Origin of the sequence: Microbacterium sp. I2 (assembly GCF_051364985.1) — a bacterium.
Taxonomy (GTDB): Bacteria; Actinomycetota; Actinomycetes; order Actinomycetales; family Microbacteriaceae; genus Microbacterium.
The window spans coordinates 42422-66645 of sequence record NZ_JBLWIH010000006.1 but is presented as its reverse complement, the minus strand read 5'-3'; the positions used below and the strand labels follow the sequence as shown (position 1 = coordinate 66645).

Here is a 24224-nt window from a genome sequence, read left to right as displayed (position 1 = left end):
GCGGCGACGCGGCTTTTCGCTGTATGGAAACCACAGGGGACCGTCGCGGATGCCGCGTGTCACAGTGACGCGACGTTCGAAGACGGAAGGCACTCGCCATGGCGATACACGAACTGCTTCTCGATCCCACCGGCACCGACGAGGCGGGGCAGGAGAGCACGCTCTCTCCGCGCCCGGTCACGCTCAACGGCCTGCGGATCGGGCTGCTCGACAACACCAAGCCCAATGCCACCCTGCTGCTCGAAGAGATCGGCGCGGAGTTGCAGAGCCGATACGGCGCGGGCGAGACGCGGCTCTACACGAAGGACTACTTCGGAACCCCGGCCACGGCAGAGCTGCTGGAGCGGATCGCCGACGAGTGCGACGTCGTCATCACCGCGGTCGGCGACTGCGGATCGTGCAGCGCCGCGACCGTGGCCGACGGCATCCTGCTCGAACGCGCCGGCGTGCCCACCGTGAGCATCACGTCGGACTCGTTCCTGATGTCGGGCCGCGCGATGGCAGCCGTGCAGGGCTTTCCGGGCTTCGACTTCCACGCCGTGGCGCACCCGATGGCGAGCCTGACCGCCGAGCAGGTGCGTGAGCGGGCGCTGGCCGCGCTGCCCGAAGTACTGCGGATCCTGGGAGTGGAGGACTGACATGTCGACGACCCTTGATGTGACGACGGCACCGGATGTCGACGCCGACCGCGTGCGGGAGGTGCTGGAGTATTACTGGGCCAAGGACTGGACCGACGGCCTGCCCGTCGTCCCGGTGACGGAGTCGTACCTGGAGCGCTTCCTCGACACGGTGCCCCACGACGGCGCGGACGTACTGTTCACGATCCCCCACCTGAACCGCAGCCTCACGGTGCGTCTCGCGGCGATCAACGCGGCGATGGCCGGATGCCTGCCCGAGTACTTCCCGGTCGTCGTGGCGGCCTGGGAGGCGATCGCGCAGGAGCCGCACCCCGCGCGCGGCATCTGGCAGTCCACCACCGGCACGGCGCCGTTCCTGGTCGTGAACGGGCCCATCCGCCAAGAGATCGGGCTCAACAGCCAGGGCAACATCTTCGGGTCGGGCTTCCGTGCGAACGCCACGATCGGCCGCGCCATCCGGCTGGGCTGCATCAACGTGTTCGGCCTGCAGCCGCACCGCCTCGACCAGGCCACGCAGGGAACGCCCGCGAAGTACTCGGCGTGCATCGCCGAGAACGAGGAGCAGAGCCCGTGGGCGCCGCTCCACACGGAGTACGGCTTCGACGCGTCCGACAGCGTCGTGACGGCGTACGTCATCCGCTCGGTCGTGCACATCGAGGCGCGCCACACCAGCGAGCCCGAGCAGCTGGCGCTCGACCTCGCCGACACGGTGCGGCGCACCGGTGCGCTCATCCACGAGTACACCAGCGCGCTGCTCGTGCTGACCCCCGAGCACGCGGACGTGTTCGCGACGGCCGGCTGGAGCAAGGACGACCTGCGCCAGTTCGTGTTCGCGCACGCCACGCGCACCCGCGAAGAGCTCTCGGCCGTCGGTAAGGACGCGCTGTCGCGCAAGAGCAGGTGGCGCCTGTCGTCGCAGCATCCGGATTCGATGCCCGACACCGCCAGCGCCACCGACGATCCGTCGCTCGTGCGGGTGCTGAGCCACCCCACCTCGATCCAGATCATGGTCGCCGGTGCCGACAACGCCGGCGTCTCGGCGGTGGTCGAGGTCTTCACCCTCAACCCGCCGCGAGAGAACCCGTACTCGTACAGCAAGATCGGAGGCCGCTCATGACCGAGGCGACGCGCCCGCAGGAGGCGCCCCTGCAGGAGACGAAGCAGAAGGACGTGGATGCCGCGCTCGCGCCGTTCACCGAGATGATGGCCGCGGACGGCTACCTGCTCAGCTGGGAGCCGACCGCCGAGGACCGCATCGTGGTGCGGATCGACGCGACGGCCGAAGCCTGCGCAGACTGCCTGGTGCCCACGCGCGTGATGGAGGCCATCATGTCGACGGCGCTCGAGCCCACGCCGTACACGCTGGAGCGGGTCGAACTGCCGAACGGCGGCCACTGACGGGAGCGCCTCATGCTGCTGACCGACGACGAGAAGCGGATGCGCGACGGCGCCGAGGGCGACGCGGTCGCCGCCGCGATGGACCTGCTCATCCGATATGCCGACGCGCTCGGGGCGGAGCGCCTTGTCGAGACCCGCAACGTCGCCGGCACCATGACGCAGCCGTCTCCGGCCAAGGCGGCGCTGTTCGCCGAGGGCGGCTGGTCGCGCGTGTATGCCGTGACCAACCTCGACTGCGACCGCGATCTCGACATCCCGCGGATGAAGGTGCCGACGTGTCAGCTGCAGCACGGGTTCGGCACCGACGCGTCGGGGCTCACCCCGTACCCGGACTCGTCCATCGCGCTGCAGGAGGACGCCGAGGCCTTCGTGAGCGAGCGGGGTGTGAACATCCTGGCGACGTGCACGCCGTACCAGGTGGGTAACCTGCCGGTGCGCGGCGAGCACGTCGCGTGGATGGAGTCGTCGGCCGTCGTCTACTGCAATTCGGTGCTCGGCGCCCGCACCAACTGCGAGGGCGCGGCCTCCACCGGCGCCGCGGCACTGACCGGCCGCATCCCGTACTGGGGCAACCACGATCCCGCGCAGCGCTCGGCGACGCACCTGGTGCGCGCCGACGTGGAGGTCGAGAGCTTCCAGGATTGGGGGATGCTCGGGTACTTCGTGGGCGACGTGGTGCAGGAGGCGCGACCCGCGGTGGTGGGCGCGCTCGGCCAGCCCGACCTCGCCGACCTGAAGCATTTCGGCGCGGCGGCCGCGACCTCGGGAGGGGTCGAGCTGTACCACCTGCCCGGAGTCACGCCCGAGGCGCCCGACCTCGACGCGGCGTTCGGAGGGGCGGCCGTGCCCGAGCCGCTCGTCTACGACCGCGCGGCGCGTCGCGAGGTGTACGAGGCGCTCAACAGTCAAGGCGACAGCGACGACGTGGATTTCATCCTGCTCGGATGCCCGCACGCCTCGCTCGATCAGCTGGCCGAGATCGCTCAGCTGCTCGATGGACGCCGCCTGCACGCCGACACCGAGCTGTGGGTCATGACGCCGCGGGCCCTGCGCTCGGTCGCGGACCGCAGCGGCTACACCCGCGCCATCACGGCGGCCGGCGGCAAGGTGCTCACCGACTCGTGCCCCGCGATGTCGCGCGCCGCGCCTCCCGGGACGCGGGTGTTCGCGACCGACTCCGCCAAGCAGGCGCACTACTTGCCGGCGATCCTCGGGATAGAGGCATGGTTCGGCACCTTGCAGGAGTGCATCGACGCCGCCGTCACCGGGCGCTGGCACGGAGCCCTGTCGGCATGATCCTCATGCAGGGTCGAGGCATCGTCGGCGGCGTCGTCGAAGCGCCGGCTCTGGTGACCAGCGAGCCGATCTCGGGATTCGGCGGTATCGACGTCGCCGCAGGCACGGTCATCGAACCGCGCCATGAGCTGTTCGGCGTATGCTTCACCGGCAAGGTGCTGGTGTTTCCGGGTGCGAAGGGGTCGTCGGGGTGGTCGGGGTTCTTCCAGAGCACCCGCCTGCTCGGCACCGCCCCCGCGGCGATGGTGTTCACGGTCATGACCACGAAGGCGGCGCTCGGCGCGATCGTCACACGGGTGCCGACCGTCGTGGGCGCCCTGCCCGATCCCGTCATCACGGTGCGCACCGACGACATGGTGCGGGTGGACGGGGATGCCGGAACGGTCGTCATTCTGACGCGACCCGGAGACACCCTTTCGATGAGTGAAAAGCCCGCTGGAGAGCGCGGACGGCACTGACAAGACTCGAGGCCGTCGTCCGCAACGGCGGGGACGCAGATCCGACACAGGAGTCAGATATGACCACGGCAACCGCACACCCGGCAACCCGGTCTCGCCGGCGCATCATCCGCACCGCGGCGACACTTCTCGCCGCAGGAGCCCTCGCTCTGAGCGGCTGCGCCGGCGGCACGCCCGACGCCGCTTCCGCCGGCGGCGGCGACGAGCCCGCCGAGCTGAAGCCGATGACGGTCGTCACCTTCCTGCCGCTGGAGTCCTTCACGTTCACCCCCGAGATGTTCGCCTACTCGGGCGGCTACTTCGAGAAGCACGGCCTCGACGTCGAGCTGCAGCCGGTGCAGGGCACCTCCGCCGCGATCCAGTCGCTGCTCGGCGGTGCCGCCGACATCACGCGCGCCAGCACCGTGGACGTGTTCCCCGCCATGGAGGACGGGCAGCCGATCCGCTCGGTCGGCACGATGGCGTACAAGTCGAACCTGCGCATGGTGTCGGTGGAGGACGCGCCGATCGAATCGCCCGAAGACATGGAGGGCAAGACCATCGGCATGGGCTCCGTCGGCGGCACGAGCGAGAAGATTCTCGACCTGACGCTGGGCGCTGCCGACATCCCGCAGGACTCGGTGACGCGGCAGGCGGTTCCCGTCACGGCCGCGACACTCGAGGTGGTACGTCAGGGTCAGCTCGACGGCTACATCGTGAGCCTGGACACGTCGATCGGAATCGGCGCGCAGAACGACGATGCGGTGATCGACGACGCAGGTCTCAGCGAGGCCCCCGACATCCAGACCTGGCTCACGACCGCGTCCAACATCGAGGACCCGGAGAAGGCGGAGAACATCCAGGCCTTCCTCGCGGCGATCCGCGAGGCGGTGCAAGACGTCATCGACGACGCCCCGAACGACTTCGAGAACGTGCTGAAGACACTGCGCGACAGCGGCGACTGGGCGTTCCCCGCGCTGGAGGACGACGCGGTCGCAACCGCGGCGCTCGAGGTCTACACCACCGAGACGTGGGTCGACCAGTCCGGCGAGGCGAGCCTGCTCGAGAACAACCTCGACGCGTGGCAGGCGACATATGACGCCTACGTCGACGCCGGCATGCTCGAGGGCGGACAGGACCCGACAGACTGGATCACCGACGAGCTGCTGCCCGCGGAGTGATCCTCATCCGACGAAGAGAGGCCCCCACCTTGAGCAACGACACTCTCGCTCCACCCGTCACCGACGCAGAGGTCGGCCGCCCCATCCCACGGTTGCAGATCCGCGGGATCGGACGCGACTTCCACACCAAGGCCGGCGTCACCCACGCGGTGTCGGGCATCGACCTCGACATCCGGATCGGCGAGTTCGTCGCCTTGATCGGAAGATCCGGATGCGGCAAGACGACGCTGCTGCGCATGATCGGCGGCCTGCTCGCGCCGAGCAGCGGAACCATCGCGGTGGACGGCCGTCAGCTGTGGCGGGACGGCCGGGTCGAGGCATCCGCCGTCACGCGACTCGGGTTCGTGTTCCAGGAGAGCAATCTGTTCCCGTGGTTCAGCGTGCTCGACAACATCGCGCTGCCGCTCAAGATCCGCGGCGTGCGCAAGGCGGAGCGGCGCGCACGCGCCGCCGAGCTCGCAGGCCTCGTGGGGCTCGCGGGCTTCGAGAACTCGTACCCGCGCGAGCTGTCGGGCGGGATGCGGCAGCGCGCCGCCATCGCGAGAGCCCTCAGCACCGAGCCTGATCTGCTGCTGATGGACGAGCCGTTCGGCGCGCTGGACGCGCTCACCCGCGAACGGATGAACCTCGAGCTGCAGCGCATCGTCCTGGAGACGAACTCGACGGTGGTGTTCGTGACCCACGACATCCCCGAGGCCGTGTTCCTGGCCGACCGCGTCGTGCACCTGACGCCCAGACCCGGACGCATCCGGCAGATCCTGCCCGTGGAGTTCGAGAAGCCTCGCACGGTCGACCTGCAGACGACGCCCGAGTTCAACGACATCGTGCGTGCCCTCCGGCACGACCTCGACGAGGAGGAATGACGTGCCGCGCTCTCGCATGGCCAAGCTGCTGCCCTGGATCGTCACGCCTTCGCTGGTGATCCTGCTGATCATCGCGTGGCAGGTATTCGTCACGGTCACGAACGTCAACCCGTTCGTCTTCCCGCCGCCGGCGGACGTCGGCGCAGCATTCGTCACGCTGGTCACCGACCCTGCGACGTGGGAGGAGGCAGGGATCACGGTGACCGAGATCCTCGCCGGATTCGCGATCGCCGTCGTCCTCGGGATCATCGTGGGCGTCGTGCTGGGCAAGCTGCCCTGGCTCGAGGTCAGCATCCGCCCGCTGATCGTCATCGCGCAGGTCGCGCCCAAGGTCGCGTTCATCCCGCTGTTCGTGATCTGGTTCGGGTTCGGCATGACCTCGAAGATCCTGCTGGCCGCGCTGCTGGCGTTCTTCCCGGTCATGCTCAACGTGCTGCTGGGCGTACGTTCGGTCGAGCGCGGTCAGCACGAGGTCATGACGAGCCTCAACGCGACACGTGCCCAGACCTTTACGCAGCTCGAGCTGCGGAGCCTGCAGCCGTACCTGTTCGCCGGCATGGAGGTCGCGATCGTGCTGGCCACGATCGGCGCGATCGTCGGTGAGTACCTCGGCGGCAGCGAGGGACTGGGCGCCATGGTGGTGCGGGCGATGAACTCGCTCGACGCGGCACGGACGTTCGCCCTGATCCTGCTGCTGTCGCTCATCGGTCTCGTGCTGTACCTGATCGTCAACGAGGCCAAGCGCTTCGTGATCCCGTGGCACGAGTCCGTCTACGGGCTGCGCACCGCGACGGCCTGAGGGTCCGACAGAGCCGTCCGGTCAGCTCTTCTCCGCGAGGGCGGGGGTCCCCGAGCGCAGGGCGTGGCGTACGCGACGCAGGTAGTCCGCGAACGCCACGCCCTCCTCGTCGGTGAACTCGCTCATCATCAGCTGCTCGAGCTCGTCCACACGCGGCCGCGCCTGCGCGATTGCCGCAGCTCCGGTGTCGGTGAGGTAGAGCAGCAGCCGTCGGGCGTGCTCCGGGTCGCGCTCGCGCCGCACCAGGCCCGCCTCCAGCATCGGATCCATCGTCTGCGCCATCGTCTGTGCGCGCACGAACGAGCGTCGCGCCAGCTCCGAGCTGGTGATGCCGGGCCGGCGCTCGAGCACCGTGAGTGCCGTGTACTGCGCCGTCGTCATACCGGCCGCGGCGCACGCGCCCTCGATGTACGGGCGCAGGGCGAGTTCCACCTGCTTGATGACGTATGTGAAGTTGGTGTGTTCCATCCGGCCCCTTCGCCCCCGCGTTCAGGGTAACGCCGGGTGCCGCTGTGCGCGGGATCTCAGCGCGTGATCTCCGCGGGCTCGGCCGGCTGTGCCGGCAGGCTGGTGCCGAGATAGGCGCCGTCGCGCTCGAGCCGTCGCTGCAGCTCCGCGATGTCGACGGCGGCGGATGCCCCGTTCCCGGCCAGTGCGAGATCGGCTGCCGTGCCGGCGGCCTGGCCCATGACGAAGCACGGCCCGGTGACCCGGCCCGACGACTGGCCGAGCTGCGTCATCGAGGCGCAGCGGCCGGCGACGAGGAGATTGTCGACGCCCTGGGGCTGCAGCATCCGGAAAGGGAGCTGGTTGTAGCCGCGGGAGTCTGCCGGTGCGAAGCGGAACTCGACGTCGCCCTGCACGTGCGCCTCGACGGGCCAGCCGTTGACGCCGATGGTGTCGTCGAAGTCGGCGCAGCCGAGCACGTCGTCCTCGGTGAGCTGATACGGGCCGACGATTCGCCGGGTCTCGCGGATGCCGATCTGCGGCGCGATGTCGACGACGTACGAGTCCTGGAACCCGGGCGTCACCTGCCGGATGAAGTCGAAAGTCTCGCGAACCTGACGCCGGCCCTGGATCTCTCCGCGCGTCAGTTGGTGCACGTCGGTGCCGTCGATCGCCGAGCCGTCGTCGTTCGAGAGCTGCGTGAGGTTCGATCGCCACTCGAGCGGGTTGCGCTGCGGGCGCACGATCGGCTTCTTACGGGGGAAGCGGTGGGTGCCGGCGGCCTCGGCGTCTTCCATCAGGCGCCGGATGGTCTTCCAGGCCTCGCCGGCCTCGACGAAGTCGACGCCGTTGATACGGAACATCAGGGAGGGGTACAGCAGGTGCGGCGACCGCTCGAACGGGGCGCCCGCCCAGGCTGCGACATCCCCGTCTCCGGACGCATCGATGAAGAAGCGGCCGCGCACGACGCCCGCGCCCGACTTCGACTCGACCACGACGCCGGCGAGCCGCGCGTCGTCCATCACGACGCCCTGCACGCTGGCGTGGAACAGCAGGTCGGCGCCGCCCGCGAGAACCAGGTCGTCGGCCGCGATCTTGTATGCCGAGATGTCGAAGGCCTGCGCCATGATCCGGTTGTCGACCGACAGGTGCGGGGCGTTCAGTCCGTCGAGCTTCTCGAGCCGGTCGAGCAGCTCGTCGGTGTAGCCCCGGATCACACGCACGTCCTCGCCGTAGACGCGGGCGTGCAGGCCGCAGAACGTGCTGAGGCCGCCCATCGTGCCGGCGCCGCCGAGGAAGCCGTACCGCTCGATGAGCAGCGTCGAGCGCCCCGCGCGCGAGGCGGCCGTGGCCGCCATGATCCCGGCGGGGCCACCCCCGATCACGACGACGTCGTACTCGCCGAGGACCGGGACGTCGCGGGCGGGAAGGTGGACGGTGGGATCGCTCATCGGGTTCCTCCTGCGGTGGCTGCTGTGGAAGCGAGGGATGCCTCGCCCGTGCCGGGATGACACGCGCTGCTGGGCCGGGGGCACAGCACCGCCCCGCACGCGAGCGGCTGCACCAGCTCGCGGTACTGATCGAGGTAGCCGCCGCCGGTGTCGAGGTCGGCCGGCGGAGAGTACGGCGCGCGCGCCGCCAGTTCTTCCGGGCTCACGAGCAGATCGACGGTGCCCGCGCCCAGATCGATGTCGATCACGTCGTCGTCGCGCAGGCGGCCGAGCGGTCCGTCGGCAGCGGCCTCGGGAGAGACCTCGCCGATCGTGACGCCCTGGTTGACGAGGCCGCTGAACTGGCCGTCCGTGACCAGCGCGACGCTCTGCGCGAGGCCCTTGGCGTGCAGCGCGAAGATGAACGCCGACGTCAGGCCCATGCCGGGGCCGCCCGAGACGCCGATGCCGCGGATCACCGCCACGTCGCCGGCGCGCAAGCGCCCGTTCGAGATGGCGGCGATGGCCTCCTCGCGGTTCGCGAAGACGCGGGCAGGGCCGGTGAAGCGCTTGCGGCCGGTGTCGGGGACAGGCCGCTTGGCGACGGCGCCGCCCGGGGCGAGTGTGCCGCGCAGCACCGTGATGGCGGGGTCGGTGCCGAACGGGTCGGCGACCGTGCGGATGATCCCGCCGTCGGCGGGGCGGGCGTCGGCGGCGTTCTCGGCGAGGGTTCGTCCCGTGATCGTCAGCTGGTCGCCGTCGAGCAGCGGCAGCAGCTCCCGGATGATCGTCGCGCCGCCACCGGCATCCTCGAACTCCTCGACCAGTCGCGGCCCGTTCGGGCGCACCGAGCACAGCAGCGGCGTCTGGCGGCCGAGTTCGCGGTACGTCTCCCACACGTCGATGTCGACGCCGGCCTCGACCGCGACCGCCTGCAGGTGCTTGATGGTGTTCATCGAACCGCCGATCGCGAGCATCACACGCGCGGCGTTGCGCACCGAGCCGGCGGTGATGATGTCGCGGGGGAGGATTCCGTTCTCGATCGATGACATGAGCGTCGCGGCCGACCGGCGCACGGCATCCCACATCCGTTCGCTGTTGGCCCGCACCGGCGTGGAGCCGGGCACCGCCATGCCGAGCGCCTCGGCGGCGATGTGCATCGAGTTCGCGGTGGCCAGGCCCGCGCAGACGCCGGGTCCGAGGATCGCGTCGTCGGCCAGCTCGGCGAGGTCATCGCGCGGTTCACCGGTGACGGCGGCCTGCGCGGCGAGCAGGAACACCTCTTCGACATCGGCCTCGCGGCCCTCGGCCAGCCCGCTGTGCTGGTAGCCGCACGCGATGACGATCGTCGGGATGTTCAGCCGGGCGGCCGCCATGAGGTGCGCGGGCGTGGTCTTGTCGCACGAGCTGAGGCAGATCATCGCGTCCAGGCGCGCGCCCTCGACGACGGCTTCGATGTCGTTCACGATCAGGTCGCGACTGGGCAGGATGTAGCGGCCCGCGCGCCCGACGCTGGTGATGAAGTCCGACGGCGCCGTCGTGCGGATCTCGAACGGCAGCGCGCCGAGCGCGCGCAGCTCCTCCTTGAGCATGGGCACGATGTCGTCGAGATGCGCGTAGCAGGCGGCCAGATCGGACGACGTGTTCACGATCGCGATCTTGGGCTTGGTCAGCTCGTCGGCGCCGATGCCGAGCGCCTTCCACTGAGCCCGCCGGGCGATTCCCAGCGCGGAAGTATCGGACATGTTGCTGCGCAGGTGCGTCATCGCATCCTCATCGTCGTCGGCGAACGTGCGCGGAGGAGACCGCTGCCTCGAGTGTACGCATTGCGGTCGCACGGTCGCAATGCGTGACAAGGACGAAGGGGCGGTGTTAGCCTGACGCCGTGCCCGAAGCAACGCAGGTTCAGGAACGCCTTTTCACCGCCGGAGAGTTCGCGGAGTCGACCGGCTCGCAGCTGATCGCCGTCGAGAATCCCTTCGATCGATCGCTCATCGGGCATGCGCCCGACGGCACCGCGCAGGATGTCGATCGGGCCGTGCTCGCTGCCCGCGTCGCGTTCGATCGCGGCCCGTGGCCCCGCCTGTCGCCGGCGGAGCGCGGGGACTGGATCGACCGGCTCGCCGATGAGCTCGAGGCCCGTGCCGCCGAGACTGCCGCCTTCGTCACCGACGAGATCGGGCAGCCGATCTCGGTCGCGCGCTTCATGAACGGCATGCGACCCGTGCAGCACCTGCGCTACTACGCGCGCGTGGCGCGCGGACTCGAAGGCGAGCAGGTGCGACCGAACGTCGACCGGGAGGGTTCGTCGCTGCACCTGCGGCAGCCGCTCGGCGTCGCCGCACTGATCGTGCCGTGGAACCACCCGCAGTCCTCGACGACGCTCAAGCTGGGGCCCGCGCTGGCCGCCGGATGCACCGTCGTGATCAAGCCTGCCGCGGAGTCGCCCCTCGACATCTTCAACCTTGCCGTCGCAGCTCAGACCATCGGGCTTCCGCCGGGGGTCATCAACATCGTCTCGGGTGGTGCCGAGACCGGTCGCGCGCTGGTGGCGCACCCCGGCGTCGACAAGGTCGCGTTCACGGGTTCGACCGCCGCCGGCCGGCACATCGCCGCGACGGCGGGGGAGCGGCTGATCCCCGCGACCCTCGAGCTCGGCGGCAAGTCCGCCGCGATCATCCTCGACGACGCCGACCTCGAGCAGGTGATCACCGGCCTGCGGGTCGCGTCGTTCGCCAACACCGGGCAGAACTGCGTCTCGCTCTCGCGGGTGCTGGCTCCGGCATCCCGCTACGGCCAGATCGTGGACGCGCTGGTCGACCTCGCGCGCGACCTGCGGATGGGAGATCCGCAGGATGCCGCCACCGAGGTCGGCCCGCTGGTGTCGGCGCGCGCGCTCGCACGTGTGTCCGGCATGGTCGAGCAGGCGCAGGCCGATGGCGCGACGGTGCTCGCCGGCGACACGGCCGCCCCCAACGACATGGGACACTTCTTCGCCCCGCGCATCATCACCGACGCCGCCCCCGACAGCATGATCGCGCAGCAGGAGATCTTCGGGCCGGCGATCACGGTGCACTCGTACGTCGACGTCGACGACGCGGTCCGCATCGCCAATGCGACGCGGTACGGACTGGGCGGTGCGGTCTTCAGTGCCGACGAGGATGCCGCGCTCGCGGTCGCGCGGCGCGTCCGGACGGGCTCGATCGGCCTGAACGGCTACCGGCCCGACCTCGGATCGCCCTTCGGCGGTGTGAAGGACTCGGGCCTCGGCCGCGAGTTCGGGCCCGAGGCGATCGAGAACTACCGCGAGAGCACCTCGATCTTCCGCTGAGCCCGCTTCGGGTCGGGATCCGACCTCGACGTGTGACGTCAATTACAGGTAACCTGATAATGAGCGATGACGCTCACCCGCACTGCTCCGAAGGAGGATCATGCCCATCACGTCCCGCGCCGCCATCGTCCGTCAGGCTCCCGGAGAGTTCGAGATCGCGGACGTCGAGGTCGGCGATCCGCGGCAGAACGAGATCCGCGTGCGCATGGTCGCGGCGGGCATGTGCCACTCGGATTACCACATGATGACCGGCGACAGCGTGGCCGGCCACCTGCCCATGGTGTGCGGGCACGAGGGCACCGGCATCGTCGAATCCGTCGGGCCCGGCACCCCGGGCTGGGAGGTCGGCGACGCCGTCGTGTTCACCTGGATCCCCAGCTGCGGCAAGTGCCGCTGGTGCACCACGGGCATGACGAACCTGTGCGATCGCGGTCGCTACCTGCTCGCCGGCCACCGCTTCGACGACGAGGACAGCTACCGCTTCGCGCTGCCGGACGGCACCCCGATCGGGCAGATGTGCCAGGTCGGCTCGTTCTCGCAGTACACGCTGGTGTCGGTGGACTCGGCGATCAAGCTGCCCGAAGGCTCCGACCTCGAGAAGATGTGGCTGCTCGGCTGCGGCGTCGGCACGGGGTGGGGGAGCGCGGTCTACGCGGCCGAGACCCGGCCCGGCGACGTCGTGATCGTGATGGGTATCGGCGGCATCGGCATCAACGCCGTGCAAGGCGCCCACCATGCCGGCGCGGTGTCGGTGATCGCTGTGGACCCCGTCGAGTTCAAGCGCGAGAAGGCGCTCGAACTCGGCGCGACGCACGCGTTCGCCACGATGGACGAGGCTGCCGACTACGCGCGGTCGGTCACGAACGGCCAGGGTGCCGATCGCGCGATCGTCTCGGTGAGCGTCGTCGAGGGCGCGCACGTCGCGCAGGCGGTGTCGGCGATCCGCAAGGGCGGCGTCGTGGTCGTGACGGGCATCGCGCCCGACAGCGAGACCAGCATCCCGATCAGCCCGCTCGAGCTCACCCGCTATCAGAAGCGCATCCAGGGCACGATCTACGGGCATGCCAATCCGCGCGCCGATGTTCCGCGCCAGATCCAGATGTACGACGCGGGCCAGCTCAAGCTCGACGAGCTCATCACGCGCATGTACACGCTCGACGAGATCAACGAGGGCTACCGCGACATGGTCGAAGGACGCAACATCCGCGGCGGCATCCGGTTCTGAGGGTTCAGCCGGCGGTGCCCGCGACGGCGGTCCGGTGCAGGTGCGGGTTCGCGCCGAGGTAGCCCTGCGCGATGCGCTGGGCGGCGGTGCGCAGCAGCGGCACTGCGTCGCGGGCGAGGGATGCCTCGTCCTGGCGCACGGTCGTGGACGAGACGCCGACCGCACCGACCGCGGTGCCGCTCACGATGATCGGCACCGCGGCGGCGACCATGCCCGGATTGAGCTCTTCGATCGAGATGTCATAGCCGCGCCCGCGCACGAGCCGAATCCGGTCCAGGAACGACGCGGCGTCGGAGATCGTGTGCGGGGTGTGCGGCTCCCAGTCGATGAGCGGCAGCGCCGCGTCGAGGGCATCGTCGTCGAGCGCGGCGAGGAGCACCTTGCCGATGGCCGTCGCGGAGGCCGGCAGGCTCTCGCCCACGCGGACCGAGCCGGGCAGGGGCCGGTGGTCTTCGACGCGGGCCACGTGGATCACGTCGACGCCGCTCAGCACCCCGAGGCTGCAGGTCTCGCGCAGCTGCTGCACCACGTCCTCCATCGCCGGACGGGCGATCACCGGCAGCGACGAGTCCGCGAAGTATGCCGCGCCGAGTTCGAGGATGCGCGGTGTCAGCCCCCACACGCCCCGGTCGCTGCGCACGTAGCCGAGGTGCTCGAAGGTGAGGAGGATGCGGCGCACGACCGGGCGGGGCAGGCCCGCGCGAGCGGCCACCTCGCCCGCAGACAGCTGCGGTGGGCGGCCGTCGAAGACACGGAGCACGGCGATGCCGCGTTCGATGCTCTGCACGCGGTCGCGTGAACGATCTGTACGCTCTGCGGTCACGGCCTCATCCTAGGCGGCCCGCCGTCGGCTTCCGCGTGGTGGAAAGGAACAGGTGCGCGGGCGTGCTGTTTCAGGTAGCCTGAGAATCAAGCCGACGAGGGCTGCGCGCGCTGCGCGACGCGAGGATGCGAAAGAGGAGTGTCATGACCGCAACGGCCGTCTCCGTGACGATCGACGAGCTGCCCGATCTCGAGGGGGCGACCTTCGGTCCCTCCAGCTGGCGACAGATCACGCAAGACGAGGTGAACCTGTACGCCAAGGTCTCGGGCGACGACAACCCCATTCATCTCGACGCCGACTTCGCGGCATCCACCCCCTTCGGCACGCGCATCGCGCACGGTCTGCTCACCCTCAGCCTCGTGGTGCCGCACATGCGCGAGATCTTCAAGGTCACCGGCGTCGGCATGGGCATCAACTACGGCATGAACAGGGTGCGCTTCCCCGCGCCGGTCCCCGTCGGCGCGCGCGTGCGCGTGCACGGCCACATCAAGTCCGTTACCGACATCGGAGGCGGCTGGCAGGTCGAGGTGCCGGTGACGTTCGAGATCGAAGGGGTCGAGAAGCCCGCGTGCGTGGCCGAGCTCGTCCTGAGGTACTACAAGTGAGCGGCGGGGTCAGCCTCGACGGAAAGGTCGCGATCGTCACGGGCGCAGGCCGCAGCCTGGGTCGCGCCTACGCGCTCGCGCTCGCCGATGCGGGGGCGGCCGTCGTCGTGAACGACGTCGACGCCGAGACGGCGGAGCAGACCGTCGCCGACATCCGCTCCGCCGGCGGGCGTGCCGTCGCTTCGGTCGGACCCGTCGGACCCACCGAGACGGCGGACGCGCTCGTCGCGGCGGCCGTCGCCGAGTTCGGCCGGCTCGACATCCTGGTCGCCAACGCGGGCGTGCTGCGCGACCGCGTGCTGTGGAAGATGGGCGACGACGACTTCGACGCCGTCATCGCGACGCACCTGCGCGGATCGTTCACGTGCGGCCGGGCCGCGGCCACCTACCTCCGCGAGCAGGGCGAAGGCGGGCGCATCATCCTGATCGGCTCGCCCGCGGGTCAGTTCGGCAGCTTCGGCCAGACCAACTACGCCACCGCCAAGGCGGGTCTGGTCGCGATGGCCCGCACGTGGTCGCTCGAGCTCGCACGGGCAGGCATCACCGCGAACACGGTGGTCCCGACCGCGCTGTCGCCGATGACGGCGACCATCCCGGCCTACGCCCAGGTGTACGAAGAGTACGTCGCGGGCGCCCCGATCCCGGTCGAGTACCGGCGCGATCACGCGCTCGGAACCCCCGAGGACGTCGCCTCGCTCATCGTGTGGCTGGCGTCGGATGCCGCGGCCGACGTGACCGGACAGGCCATCGGCATCGGCGGCGACCGGCTGACGCTGTACGCGCACCCGGCGGTGCTGCGTACGCTCGATCAGGACGGGGGCTGGAGCCCGGAGCAGATCGACGAGGCCTGGCACGCGCAGCTCGCGGCTCAGGCGCAGCACTCGGGTCCCTCCAAGCACTGAGCATGCGGGGGTTCTGAAATGCACGGACACTATGCCGATCTCTGGCAGGCGGTCGCGCGCGCTCTGCCCGACCGCATCGCGATCCGCACGATCGACGGACAGATCTGGACCTACGCCCGCTTCGCCCGCGAGGCCGGTGCGCTCGCGGCCACGCTCGCCGCGCGAGGTGTGGCGCCGGGCGACCGCGTGGCGATCCTGCTCTACAACCGCCCCGAGTTCCTCATCACGTTCTTCGCGTGCCTGGCTGCAGGCATCACGCCGGTGCCACTGAACTTCCGGTTCCGGGCGGCGGAGGTCGCGGCGCTGCTCGACGACTCGCAGGCGAAGGTGCTCATCCACCCGACGTCGCTCTCGAACGTCGCGGCAGATGCCGTCGAGCAGTCCGCGGCGGACGTCACCCTGGTGGGCATCGTCGACGACGCGACGCCACCCCCTCCCGGCATCCCGTGGACCGAAGCCGTCGCCGGCGAGACGCCGCTGCCCGCGGCCACGCCCGACGGCACCGAGCTGTGGATCTACACCGGCGGCACGACCGGACGGCCCAAGGCGGTGCGCTGGGACGAGCGGGACATGTTCGAGGTGCAGATGTTCGCCACCTACTCGCTCAGCGATCTGCCGTGGCCGCAGACGCTCGACGAGGCGGTCGCGGTCGCGGTCGATCCGGCGACACCGCACATCGTCAACCTGCCGCTGGCACCGTTCATGCACGGCACCGCGCTGACCACGTCGATGAACACCCTCACACTCGGCGGCACCGTGCTCGTCACGTCATCGGCACGGCTGGATGCCGAGGCCGCGCTGCGCTTCGCGACCGAGGCCGGTGCGACGCGCCTGATCGTCGCGGGGGATGCCGTCACCATCCCGCTGGTCGAAGCCGCCGAGCGGCTCAAGGTCGGCCTCCCGACGGTGACGTCGGTGATGAGCTCGGGCATGCGCTTCAGCCCGGAATCGAAGCGCCGGCTCCACGCGCTCGGCGACCTGTCGATCTTCGATCTGCTCGCCTCCACCGAGGGCGGCGGTTTCGCCGTGACGACCACGACGGGTGTCGACGACCTCCCTGGGCGTCCGCGGCTCTTCCCGACGGCGGTCGTGCTCGACGAGCATCGCAACGAGGTGCAGAACCGTCCCGGATCGCTCGGGGTGCTCGCGCAGCGTGGCGCGCTGCCGCTGGGCTATCACGGCGATCCCGAGAAGACGGCCGAGACCTTTCCCGTGATCGACGGCGTCCGCCACGTCGTGCCGGGAGACTGGGTCCGGGTCGAGGACGACCTGCACATCGAGTTCCTCGGTCGCGGCAGCGGCGTCATCAACACCGGCGGCGAGAAGGTGTACCCCCTCGAGGTCGAGGAGGCGCTGCTGACCCACCCCGCCGTCGCGGACGTCGTGGTGCTGGGTGCGCCCGATCCGCGGTTCGGCGAGGTCGTGACTGCCGTCGTCGAACGCGCCGACGACGTCTCGGCCGACGAGCTCCTCGCCCACGTCGACGGGCTGCTGGCCGGGTACAAGCGCCCGCGGCACATCCTGTTCCGCGCGTCGATGGACCGCACGCCCACCGGAAAGGTCGACGTCGGCAGCCTGCGCGCCGAGGTCGTGGGTGACCGTGCCCTCAAGGACAACGCCCAGAAAGGATCCGCATGACCGGCCTCGAGCGCATCCGCGCGATCGACACGCACGTCCACATCCAGGTCGACGACAGCGGGCGCTTCGGCGCCTCGCCCGAGCAGCGCGAGGCGATGGACCGCTACTTCGGCAGCTCCGAGCCGGTGCGCACCGTCGACGAGACGGCGCAGTATTACCGCGAGCGCGACATGATGGCGGTCGTCTTCACGGTGGATGCCACCACCAACTCCGGCCACGCCCCCAACAGCATCGACGACATCGCCGCCGGCGCCGCCCGCAACGCCGACACGCTCATCGCGTTCGGCTCGGTCGACCCGCTGCAGGGCAACGCCGCGATCGACGAGCTGCGCCGGCAGGCCTCCGAGCTGGGGGTGCGCGGATTCAAGTTCCACCCGACCGTGCAGGGCTTCGATCCGTCGGATGAGCGCTTCATCCCGCTGTTCGGCGCCATCGAGGAGCTCGGGCTCCCCATCGTGGTCCACACCGGCCAGACCGGCGTCGGTGCCGGAGTGCCCGGCGGCCTCGGCCTGCGTCTGAGCCTGTCGAACCCCATGCTGCTGGACGACGTCGCGGCGCGGCATCCGGGACTGTCGATCATCATGGCCCACCCCAGCGTGCCGTGGCAGGACGAGGCGATCTCGATCGCGACGCACAAGGCCAACGTGTGGATCGACCTCTCCGGCTGGTCGCCGAAGTACTTCAGCCCCGCGCTCGTGCGCGCGACGCGGACCTACCTGAAGCACAAGATGCTGTTCGGCTCGGACTTCCCGGCGCTCACGCCGGATCGCTGGCTGCGCGACTTCGCGGGCCTCGAGCTGCCCGAAGAGGTCGAGCGCCTCGTGCTGAAGGAGAACGCCGTCCGGCTGCTGGGTCTCGACGAGGCGGTGCCGGCATGACGAGCCCCACGCTGGAGTATCCGGGCGACCTGCTGGGGTTCGCCGACGACCTCGCGCCGGCCGAGCGGGCGAAGCTCGCGCGACTGCGCGCGTACCTCGACGAGAACGTGCGGCCGGTGCTGGTCGAGCGCTGGGAGCGCGGCGAGTCGCTCGCGGACTTCCGGCGGCCGCTGGCCGACCTGCATCTGCTCGACGACCCCGAGCTGCTCGACGACCCCGCGGTGCAGGGCGGCGTCCGTCGGCTGCGACCGCTGTACCGCGGGTTCGTGACGCTCGAGCTGTGCCGGCTCGACCTCGCGATGTCGATCACCTACGGCGGCCAGGTGGGCATGTTCCGCACGCTGATCCACGCGGGCGGCAGCCCCGAGCAGATCGCGGCCTGGGATCCCGGCATCCTGGATTTCTCGTTCACGGGATGCTTCGCCCTGAGCGAGCCCGACCACGGTTCCGATGTCGCCGGCGGCATGTCGACGACGGCACGGCGCACCGAGGACGGGTGGGTGATCGACGGCGCCAAACGCTGGATCGGCAACGCCACGATCTCGGACAACATCGTGGTCGTAGCGCGCGAGGAGGGCGGGGAGCGCGTGCTCGCGTTCGTCGTTCCCGCCGAGACGCCCGGCGTCGAGCGCTCCGTCATCCCGCACAAGGGCGCCACACGCATGGTGCACAACGCCGACATCCGACTCGACGGCGTCGTCGTTCCTGAGGAGCGCCGGCTTCCGCGGATCGAGAGCTTCCGCGACATCAACCGGGCGTTCCGCTCACTGCGTGCCGACATCGCGTGGAGCGCGGCGGGCATGCAGCTCGGGGCGTACGCCGCGGCGGTCGAGTATGCGCAGCGGCGGGAGCAGTTCGGGCGCCCGATCGCCGGGTTCCAGCTCATCCAGGACAAGCTCGTGCGCATCGTCGCCAACATCGCGCAGACGCTCGCGCTCGCGGTGCGCACGACCACGCATCCCATCGGCGACGATGTCTCGCCGAGCCTGATCAAGCTCGTCGCGGCCGACCGACTGCGCGAGTCCGTGGCGCTCGCGCGCGAGATCGTAGGCGGCAACGGCGTGCTGCTGGAGCACGACGTGATGCGCTATTTCGCGGATGCCGAGGCGATGTACACCTTCGAAGGCACACGCGAGGTCAACACCCTGATCGTCGGCCGCGCCCTGACGGGACACAGCGCCTTCACCCGCTGAGCGGAATCCCGCCTGCCGATCCGGCGAGATCTCTTGATTTGCGTTTCAGGTTGCCTGATAATGGTGATACCCGGACCGTAGTGATGCGGAGCGGGGCGAGGTGGTCGAGGAGGACCGAGCCTGTGAACAAAGACGACGACGGCATCACGACTCCGGATGCGCTGGATGTCGCAGCCCTGAGCGTGAGGTACGGACGCTCGATCACGGCACTGCGTGACGTGAACCTCCGGGTGGGCGACGGCGAGGTCGTCACCCTGATGGGGCTGAACGGCGCCGGCAAGTCGACGCTCGCGCGCGCGATCACCGGGCTGCTGCCCGCGCAGGGCGGGTCGATCGCGGCAGGCTCGATCCGCAGCTTCGGCGAGGATCTGGCGCACCGCTCCCCGCGGGCGATCGTGCGGCACGGCGTCGCGCAGACCCTCGAGGGCCGTCGCATCTTCGGCGGCATGTCCGTCAGCGAGAACCTCGACATGGGGGGCGTCACGGTGCGCGGCGCCGAGCTGCGAGCGAACCGCGAGCAGATGTTCGAGCTCTTCCCGCGCCTTGCCGAGCGTCGTGATCAAGCGGCAGGGCTGCTGTCGGGCGGCGAGCAGCAGATGCTCGCGGTGGCCCGTGCCCTGATGTCGTCGCCGCGGCTGCTCGTGCTGGACGAGCCGACGCTCGGGCTCTCGCCCAAGCTGGTCACCTTCGTCGGCGATGCCATCCGCGCGATCCAGGAAGCCGGCACCAGCGTCCTGCTCATCGAGCAGAACGCGACCATGGCGCTGGCCGTCGCCGACCGCGGCTACGTCCTCGAGCACGGCCGCATCATCCACGAGGACACTGCGGCCAACCTGCGCTCCGACGAGGGGCTGCAGCGACTGCTGCTGGGCCTCGGATCGGAGGAGGTGGCATGAGCGCTCCGGCACCCACCTCGCCGCCGCTGCTGGCAGTGCGCGATCTCGAGCTGTCGATCGGCGGACTCCACATCCTCCGTGGCATCAGCTTCGACGTCGCCGAGGGTGAGTTCTTCACCGTGATCGGCCCCAACGGAGCAGGCAAGACGTCGCTGCTGAATGTGATCAGCCGCATCTACCGGCCCACCTCGGGCACCGTGTCGTTCGACGGCAGCTCGCTGCTCGAGGCGAAGCGCACGGCGCTGGCTGACCTCGGCATCGCCCGGACCTTCCAGAACCTCGCGCTGTTCGAGCACATGGATGTCATGGACAACGTCGTGCTCGGCCGTCAGCGCCTGATGCGCTCCGGCGTGCTCAGCGGGGCGGTGTGGTGGGGGCGAGCCCGGCGCGAAGAGACGATCGCGCGACAGGCGTGCGAGCCGCTCATCGACCTGATGGGCCTCGGTGACTACCTCAGCCGGCCGATCCGCGACCTGCCCTACGGGATCAAGAAGCGCATCGAGCTCGCGCGGGCGCTCGCCGTCGAGCCGCGACTCCTCCTGCTCGACGAGCCCGCGGCCGGCATGAACGATGAAGAGACCGATGAGCTCGCCGAGTGGATCCTGGTGGCCAAGCGGGAGCTGAACCTGACCATCGTGATGATCGAGCACGACATGGGCCTCGTGACGCGGCTCGGCGACCGATCGCTCGTGCTCGACTTCGGCACGACCATCACGATCGAATCGCCGCGCGCAGCGATCTCGGACCCGCGTGTCATCGCGGCCTACCTCGGCGACGAGTCCGAAGAGGTCGACGACCCCACCGTGACGGGGACCATCGCGCTGAAGATCCCGAAGCGCCTCGCGAAGAAGGGGGCCCGTCGATGACCGACTTCCTGCAGACACTGGTCTCGGGCATCGCGCTGGGGTGCCTCTACGCAGTGCTGGCCCTCGGGTTCGTCGTCGTGGCGCGGGCCTCCGGCATCCTGAATCTCGCGCAGGGCAGTTTCGTGATCCTCGGCGCCTACCTCGCCTACGCGCTGATCCACCAGGCCGGGCTCCCGTTCTGGGTCGGCGTCGTCATCGCGATGGCGGCGGTCGCGGTCTTCGCGGTGCTCCTCGAGGCGCTCGTCGTGCATCGCGTCACCGACCACTTCGCGGCGCTGCTGGTGACCTTCGGCATCACGATCGCGGTGGCCCCGATCGTCACCGCGATCTGGCCGGGCGACTCCCTCAACCTCGACGACCCGTGGGCGCTCGAGGTGATCCGCATCGCCGGCATCGGCATCACCGCCCGGGATGCGACGCTGATCCCCATCACCGCCGTGCTGCTGCTGGCGTTCTTCCTGTTCTTCCGGTTCACGCGCATCGGCCTGAGCCTGCGTGCCACCGCCATCGACAGCGAGGCCGCCATGGCGCAGGGGGTGAGCACGCGGTTCGTCTTCGGCATCTCGTGGGGCATCGCCGGCGCGCTCGGCGCCTTCGGAGGAGTCGTGCTGTCGACCACGGTGGGCGGCGGCGTCAGGCCGGGCCTGGAGGTCTACGCGTTCCTGGCTCTGCCGGTCATCATCCTGGGCGGGCTCGAATCGCCGCTCGGCGCCGTCGTCGGCGGCCTCATCATCGGCGTCGTGCAGCAGTTCGCGGTGTCGCTCGTGCCCGAGAGCTGGGGGTCGGGCTTCGCCGACGTGGTGCCCTACCTCGTGATGCTCGTGATTCTGCTCATCCGGCCCGCCGGCCTCTTCGGACGCAAGGAGATCAGACGCGCATGACCACCGCCGCTCCCCACGCAGAAGCGAACTCCGCCGACCCGGGCTCCACCGACGCCGTGCTCGGCCGCAGCGCACGGGCACGCGCCCCCAGGCTGTTCGGCACGCTGACGGCCAAGATCCTCGCGATCGTCTTCGTCCTCGCCATCTTCGCCGTGCCCCTCAACATCGGCGACAGCTACGTGCTGACCGTGCTGACCACGGCTGCCATCGCCGCGATCGCGGCGACCGGCCTCAACCTGCTGACCGGCTACGCGGGCCAGATCTCTCTCGGGCACGCGTTCTTCGTGGGCGCCGGAGCGTTCAGCGGTCAAGTGCTCGGCGGGCAGCTCGGCCTGCCGTTCCTGCTGTGGCTGCCGCTGGCGGCGCTCTTCGCCGGGGCGCTCGGTGCCCTCGTCGCGCCGTTCGCGCTGCGACTGCGCGGTCCCTACCTCGCGATCGTGTCGCTGGGGCTCGTCTACATCGGGATCTACGCCGCCCGCAACCTGCCGGCGCTCACGGGCGGCCTGAACGGCACCGTGGTGACGGCGCCCGTTGCGATCGGACCGCTGGATTTCACCTCGCTGCAGATCGGCCCGTTCCTGCTCACGCGCGAGCAGGGCATGTTCATCCTGTGCTGGGTGATCCTGGCCCTCGTGCTGCTGGCGACGGCGAACATCGTGCGCTCGCGTTCAGGCAGGGCCATGCAGGCCATCCGCGATCACGACCTCGCCGCCGAGGTGCTGGGAGTGCGGCGGCTGCCGTCGATGATGAACGCCTTCATCGTCTCGTCGGTGCTCGGCGGCCTGGCCGGCGGGCTGCTCGGCGTGCAGCTGCAGTACATCCGTCCCGAGAACTTCGGTCTGGACCTGTCCATCCAGTACGTCGCGATCATCGTCATCGGCGGCCTCGCCAGCATCTGGGGGCCGGTTCTCGGCGCCCTGTTCATCGGTCTCGTGCCGGTGATGGCGATCTGGCTGTCGAACTATCTCCCGTTCATCGCGAAACCGGGGGAGCAGAGCGGGGTGAGCGTCTCGGGCTTCGGCCTGATCGTCTACGGCGTCCTCATCGTCGTCTTCCTGCTGTTCCGTCGCGGCGGACTGATCTCGTTCTTCCATCGACCCGCTCGCGCCCCGCGCGCGCCCGCCGCGCGTGCCGCGGCATCCGACCCCGCACCAGGGGATTCCACCACACAGAAGGAAGGACCCAGCTCGTGAGAATCCGCACTCTCGGCGTCCTCAGCATGGCCGCAGCAGCGTTGCTGCTGACGTCGTGCGCCGTCCAGACCGCCCCCACCGGCGATGCCCCCGAAGAAGCCCAGGAACTGACCACCGTGCCTGGCTTCGACATGTCCGACGGGGTGATCCACGTCGGGCAGATGACCGCGCTGAGCGGCCCGCTGGCGCCCTCGTCCAACGAACAGGTCGCCGGTCAGCAGGCCTACTACGACATCATCAACGCTGAGGGCGGCATCGCGGGGGAGTACCCGGTCGAGGTGATCACCGCCGACAACCAGTACAACCCGCAGCTGGCCGTGCAGGAGTATCAGCGCATCAAGGATCAGGTCGTCATGCTGTCGGGCGTGCTCGGAGACGCGTCGACCGAGGCGCTGCTGCCGATCCTCGAGCAGGACGACGCCGTCGCGCTGCCCTCGACGCAGAGCTCGCGGTTCACGAAGCAGCCCAACCTCGGCATGACGTTCACCTCGTACCAGTCGAACACGTGGAACACGCTGTCGTACCTGTTCGAAGAGGGGCAGATCACGACGGACTCGACGGTGTGCTCGATGATCCAGGCCGATCAGTCCGGCGAGGCGCGCCAGATCGCGCTGGAGTACGCGAGCGAAGAGCTCGGGTTCACGCTCGGACCCAAGACCGAGTTCGCGCCCACCGACACCGCATTCACCGCGCAGGTGCAGACGCTCAAGAACGCCCAGTGCGAGGTCGTCGTCTTCGGCGGCGCCACGAACAACGTGCCCAACCTCGTCGCCGCGGCCACGCAGCTCGACTACGCGCCGGTGTGGCTGGCCGAGTTCTTCGCGATCGCCCAGTCGTTCAAAGACACCGACATCGCCGGCTACCTCGCCGAGAACTTCCTCATCACCGGGCTCGCCGGCAACCTGGACGACACCTCGATCGAGGGCATCGAGCTGCTCACCGAGCAGCTGGGCACGACGCCCACGATGCAGAACGTGTACGGCTTCATGCAGGCCATCACCGCATCGACGATCCTCGAGAAGGCCGTCGAGCTGGGCGACCTGTCGGGCCCCGGCATCATGAACGCGATGGTCGAGCTCGACAAGGTCAGCTACCTCGGCCTCAACGGCGACATGACGTACGGCCCGGCGGAGGACCGGCTGCAGCCCGACACATCGTCGATCTTCGCCTACGACCCCGCCGCGCCGGGCAGCCTCAGCGCGCTCGCAACGATGTACGTCGCACCGGACGGCCGCGGTCCGGACTTCTGAGCCCGCGCCCGACACGACGATGCCCGTCCGCTTCCGCGGGCGGGCATCGTCGTG

The 24224-nt window shown here is 69.8% G+C and carries 24 protein-coding genes; 20 read left to right on the top strand and 4 right to left on the bottom strand.

What is annotated here, in order from left to right; genetic code table 11:
* The first annotated feature begins 98 nt into the window (after positions 1–98).
* The 8 genes from ACLKM7_RS05035 to ACLKM7_RS05000 are packed head-to-tail and all read left to right on the top strand — an operon-like array spanning position 99 to position 6612.
* Entirely contained in the window at positions 99–638 is a 540-nt protein-coding gene (locus ACLKM7_RS05035) for a UGSC family (seleno)protein (RefSeq protein WP_168913094.1), read from the top strand.
* 1 nt (position 639) lies between these two features.
* Positions 640–1755, top strand: a complete 1116-nt coding sequence (locus ACLKM7_RS05030) for a hypothetical protein (RefSeq protein ID WP_436446067.1) — start codon at positions 640–642, stop codon at positions 1753–1755.
* Positions 1752–2036 carry a hypothetical protein gene (locus ACLKM7_RS05025; protein WP_436446066.1) on the top strand — a complete coding sequence of 95 codons (285 nt, stop codon included), beginning with the start codon at positions 1752–1754 and terminating at the stop codon, positions 2034–2036. The genes ACLKM7_RS05030 and ACLKM7_RS05025 overlap by 4 nt, the downstream gene beginning before the upstream one ends.
* Positions 2037–2048: 12 nt before the next feature.
* Positions 2049–3332, top strand: a complete 1284-nt coding sequence (locus tag ACLKM7_RS05020; protein WP_436446065.1) for an aconitase X — start codon at positions 2049–2051, stop codon at positions 3330–3332.
* On the top strand, positions 3329–3790 hold the full coding sequence (locus tag ACLKM7_RS05015) for an aconitase X swivel domain-containing protein (RefSeq protein WP_436446064.1): 462 nt from the start codon (positions 3329–3331) through the stop codon (positions 3788–3790). Before ACLKM7_RS05020 ends, ACLKM7_RS05015 begins: the two co-directional genes overlap by 4 nt.
* Before the next feature lie 59 nt (positions 3791–3849).
* Positions 3850–4950 (top strand): ABC transporter substrate-binding protein, encoded by a 1101-nt coding sequence (locus ACLKM7_RS05010; protein ID WP_436446063.1) that lies wholly within the window; start codon positions 3850–3852, stop codon positions 4948–4950.
* A 29-nt stretch (positions 4951–4979) separates the two neighbouring features.
* Positions 4980–5813: an ABC transporter ATP-binding protein gene (locus tag ACLKM7_RS05005; RefSeq protein WP_436446062.1), complete on the top strand. Its 834-nt coding sequence runs from the start codon at positions 4980–4982 to the stop codon at positions 5811–5813.
* Between the two features lies 1 nt (position 5814).
* Positions 5815–6612 carry an ABC transporter permease gene (locus ACLKM7_RS05000; RefSeq protein WP_436446061.1) on the top strand — a complete coding sequence of 266 codons (798 nt, stop codon included), beginning with the start codon at positions 5815–5817 and terminating at the stop codon, positions 6610–6612.
* Positions 6613–6633: 21 nt separating this feature from the next.
* Here the strand turns inward: ACLKM7_RS05000 and ACLKM7_RS04995 are convergent, their stop codons facing one another.
* The 3 genes from ACLKM7_RS04995 to ACLKM7_RS04985 are packed head-to-tail and all read right to left on the bottom strand — an operon-like array spanning position 6634 to position 10255.
* Positions 6634–7080, bottom strand: a complete 447-nt coding sequence (locus ACLKM7_RS04995; protein ID WP_436446060.1) for a MarR family winged helix-turn-helix transcriptional regulator — start codon at positions 7078–7080, stop codon at positions 6634–6636.
* 56 nt (positions 7081–7136) lie between these two features.
* Positions 7137–8510, bottom strand: a complete 1374-nt coding sequence (locus ACLKM7_RS04990; RefSeq protein ID WP_436446059.1) for an FAD-dependent oxidoreductase — start codon at positions 8508–8510, stop codon at positions 7137–7139.
* Positions 8507–10255 (bottom strand): dihydroxy-acid dehydratase domain-containing protein, encoded by a 1749-nt coding sequence (locus tag ACLKM7_RS04985; RefSeq protein ID WP_436446058.1) that lies wholly within the window; start codon positions 10253–10255, stop codon positions 8507–8509. Before ACLKM7_RS04985 ends, ACLKM7_RS04990 begins: the two co-directional genes overlap by 4 nt.
* A gap of 119 nt (positions 10256–10374) precedes the next feature.
* Here ACLKM7_RS04985 and ACLKM7_RS04980 point away from each other — a divergent pair, with 119 nt between their 5' ends.
* Together ACLKM7_RS04980 and ACLKM7_RS04975 are read left to right on the top strand one after the other, a co-directional pair.
* Positions 10375–11820, top strand: a complete 1446-nt coding sequence (locus ACLKM7_RS04980) for an aldehyde dehydrogenase (RefSeq protein WP_436446057.1) — start codon at positions 10375–10377, stop codon at positions 11818–11820.
* Positions 11821–11920: 100 nt separating this feature from the next.
* Positions 11921–13045 (top strand): NDMA-dependent alcohol dehydrogenase, encoded by a 1125-nt coding sequence (locus ACLKM7_RS04975; RefSeq protein WP_436446056.1) that lies wholly within the window; start codon positions 11921–11923, stop codon positions 13043–13045.
* A 4-nt stretch (positions 13046–13049) separates the two neighbouring features.
* Here ACLKM7_RS04975 and ACLKM7_RS04970 read toward each other — a convergent pair whose 3' ends face one another.
* Complete coding sequence (locus tag ACLKM7_RS04970) at positions 13050–13868, bottom strand: IclR family transcriptional regulator domain-containing protein (RefSeq protein ID WP_436446055.1); 819 nt, start codon at positions 13866–13868, stop codon at positions 13050–13052.
* A 143-nt stretch (positions 13869–14011) separates the two neighbouring features.
* Here ACLKM7_RS04970 and ACLKM7_RS04965 point away from each other — a divergent pair, with 143 nt between their 5' ends.
* The 10 genes from ACLKM7_RS04965 to ACLKM7_RS04920 all read left to right on the top strand — a co-directional run bounded on the left by ACLKM7_RS04965 (position 14012) and on the right by ACLKM7_RS04920 (position 24170).
* On the top strand, positions 14012–14473 hold the full coding sequence (locus ACLKM7_RS04965; RefSeq protein WP_436446054.1) for a MaoC family dehydratase: 462 nt from the start codon (positions 14012–14014) through the stop codon (positions 14471–14473).
* Positions 14470–15375: an SDR family oxidoreductase gene (locus ACLKM7_RS04960; RefSeq protein WP_436446053.1), complete on the top strand. Its 906-nt coding sequence runs from the start codon at positions 14470–14472 to the stop codon at positions 15373–15375. Before ACLKM7_RS04965 ends, ACLKM7_RS04960 begins: the two co-directional genes overlap by 4 nt.
* A gap of 18 nt (positions 15376–15393) precedes the next feature.
* Positions 15394–17013: an AMP-binding protein gene (locus tag ACLKM7_RS04955; protein ID WP_436446052.1), complete on the top strand. Its 1620-nt coding sequence runs from the start codon at positions 15394–15396 to the stop codon at positions 17011–17013.
* A complete protein-coding gene (locus ACLKM7_RS04950) occupies positions 17010–17891 on the top strand; it encodes an amidohydrolase family protein (protein ID WP_436446051.1) in 882 nt (293 codons plus the stop codon). Before ACLKM7_RS04955 ends, ACLKM7_RS04950 begins: the two co-directional genes overlap by 4 nt.
* The gene (locus ACLKM7_RS04945) at positions 17888–19084 is read left to right on the top strand and encodes an acyl-CoA dehydrogenase family protein (RefSeq protein ID WP_436446050.1); all 1197 of its coding nucleotides are present in this window, start codon (positions 17888–17890) and stop codon (positions 19082–19084) included. Before ACLKM7_RS04950 ends, ACLKM7_RS04945 begins: the two co-directional genes overlap by 4 nt.
* Positions 19085–19206: 122 nt before the next feature.
* Positions 19207–19980, top strand: coding sequence for an ABC transporter ATP-binding protein (locus ACLKM7_RS04940; protein ID WP_436446049.1), 774 nt, complete (start codon positions 19207–19209; stop codon positions 19978–19980).
* Positions 19977–20846 (top strand): ABC transporter ATP-binding protein, encoded by an 870-nt coding sequence (locus ACLKM7_RS04935; protein WP_436446048.1) that lies wholly within the window; start codon positions 19977–19979, stop codon positions 20844–20846. Before ACLKM7_RS04940 ends, ACLKM7_RS04935 begins: the two co-directional genes overlap by 4 nt.
* Complete coding sequence (locus ACLKM7_RS04930) at positions 20843–21727, top strand: branched-chain amino acid ABC transporter permease (protein ID WP_436446047.1); 885 nt, start codon at positions 20843–20845, stop codon at positions 21725–21727. Before ACLKM7_RS04935 ends, ACLKM7_RS04930 begins: the two co-directional genes overlap by 4 nt.
* Positions 21724–22920 carry a branched-chain amino acid ABC transporter permease gene (locus ACLKM7_RS04925; protein ID WP_436446046.1) on the top strand — a complete coding sequence of 399 codons (1197 nt, stop codon included), beginning with the start codon at positions 21724–21726 and terminating at the stop codon, positions 22918–22920. The genes ACLKM7_RS04930 and ACLKM7_RS04925 overlap by 4 nt, the downstream gene beginning before the upstream one ends.
* Complete coding sequence (locus tag ACLKM7_RS04920) at positions 22917–24170, top strand: ABC transporter substrate-binding protein (protein WP_436446045.1); 1254 nt, start codon at positions 22917–22919, stop codon at positions 24168–24170. The genes ACLKM7_RS04925 and ACLKM7_RS04920 overlap by 4 nt, the downstream gene beginning before the upstream one ends.
* Positions 24171–24224 lie beyond the last annotated feature (54 nt).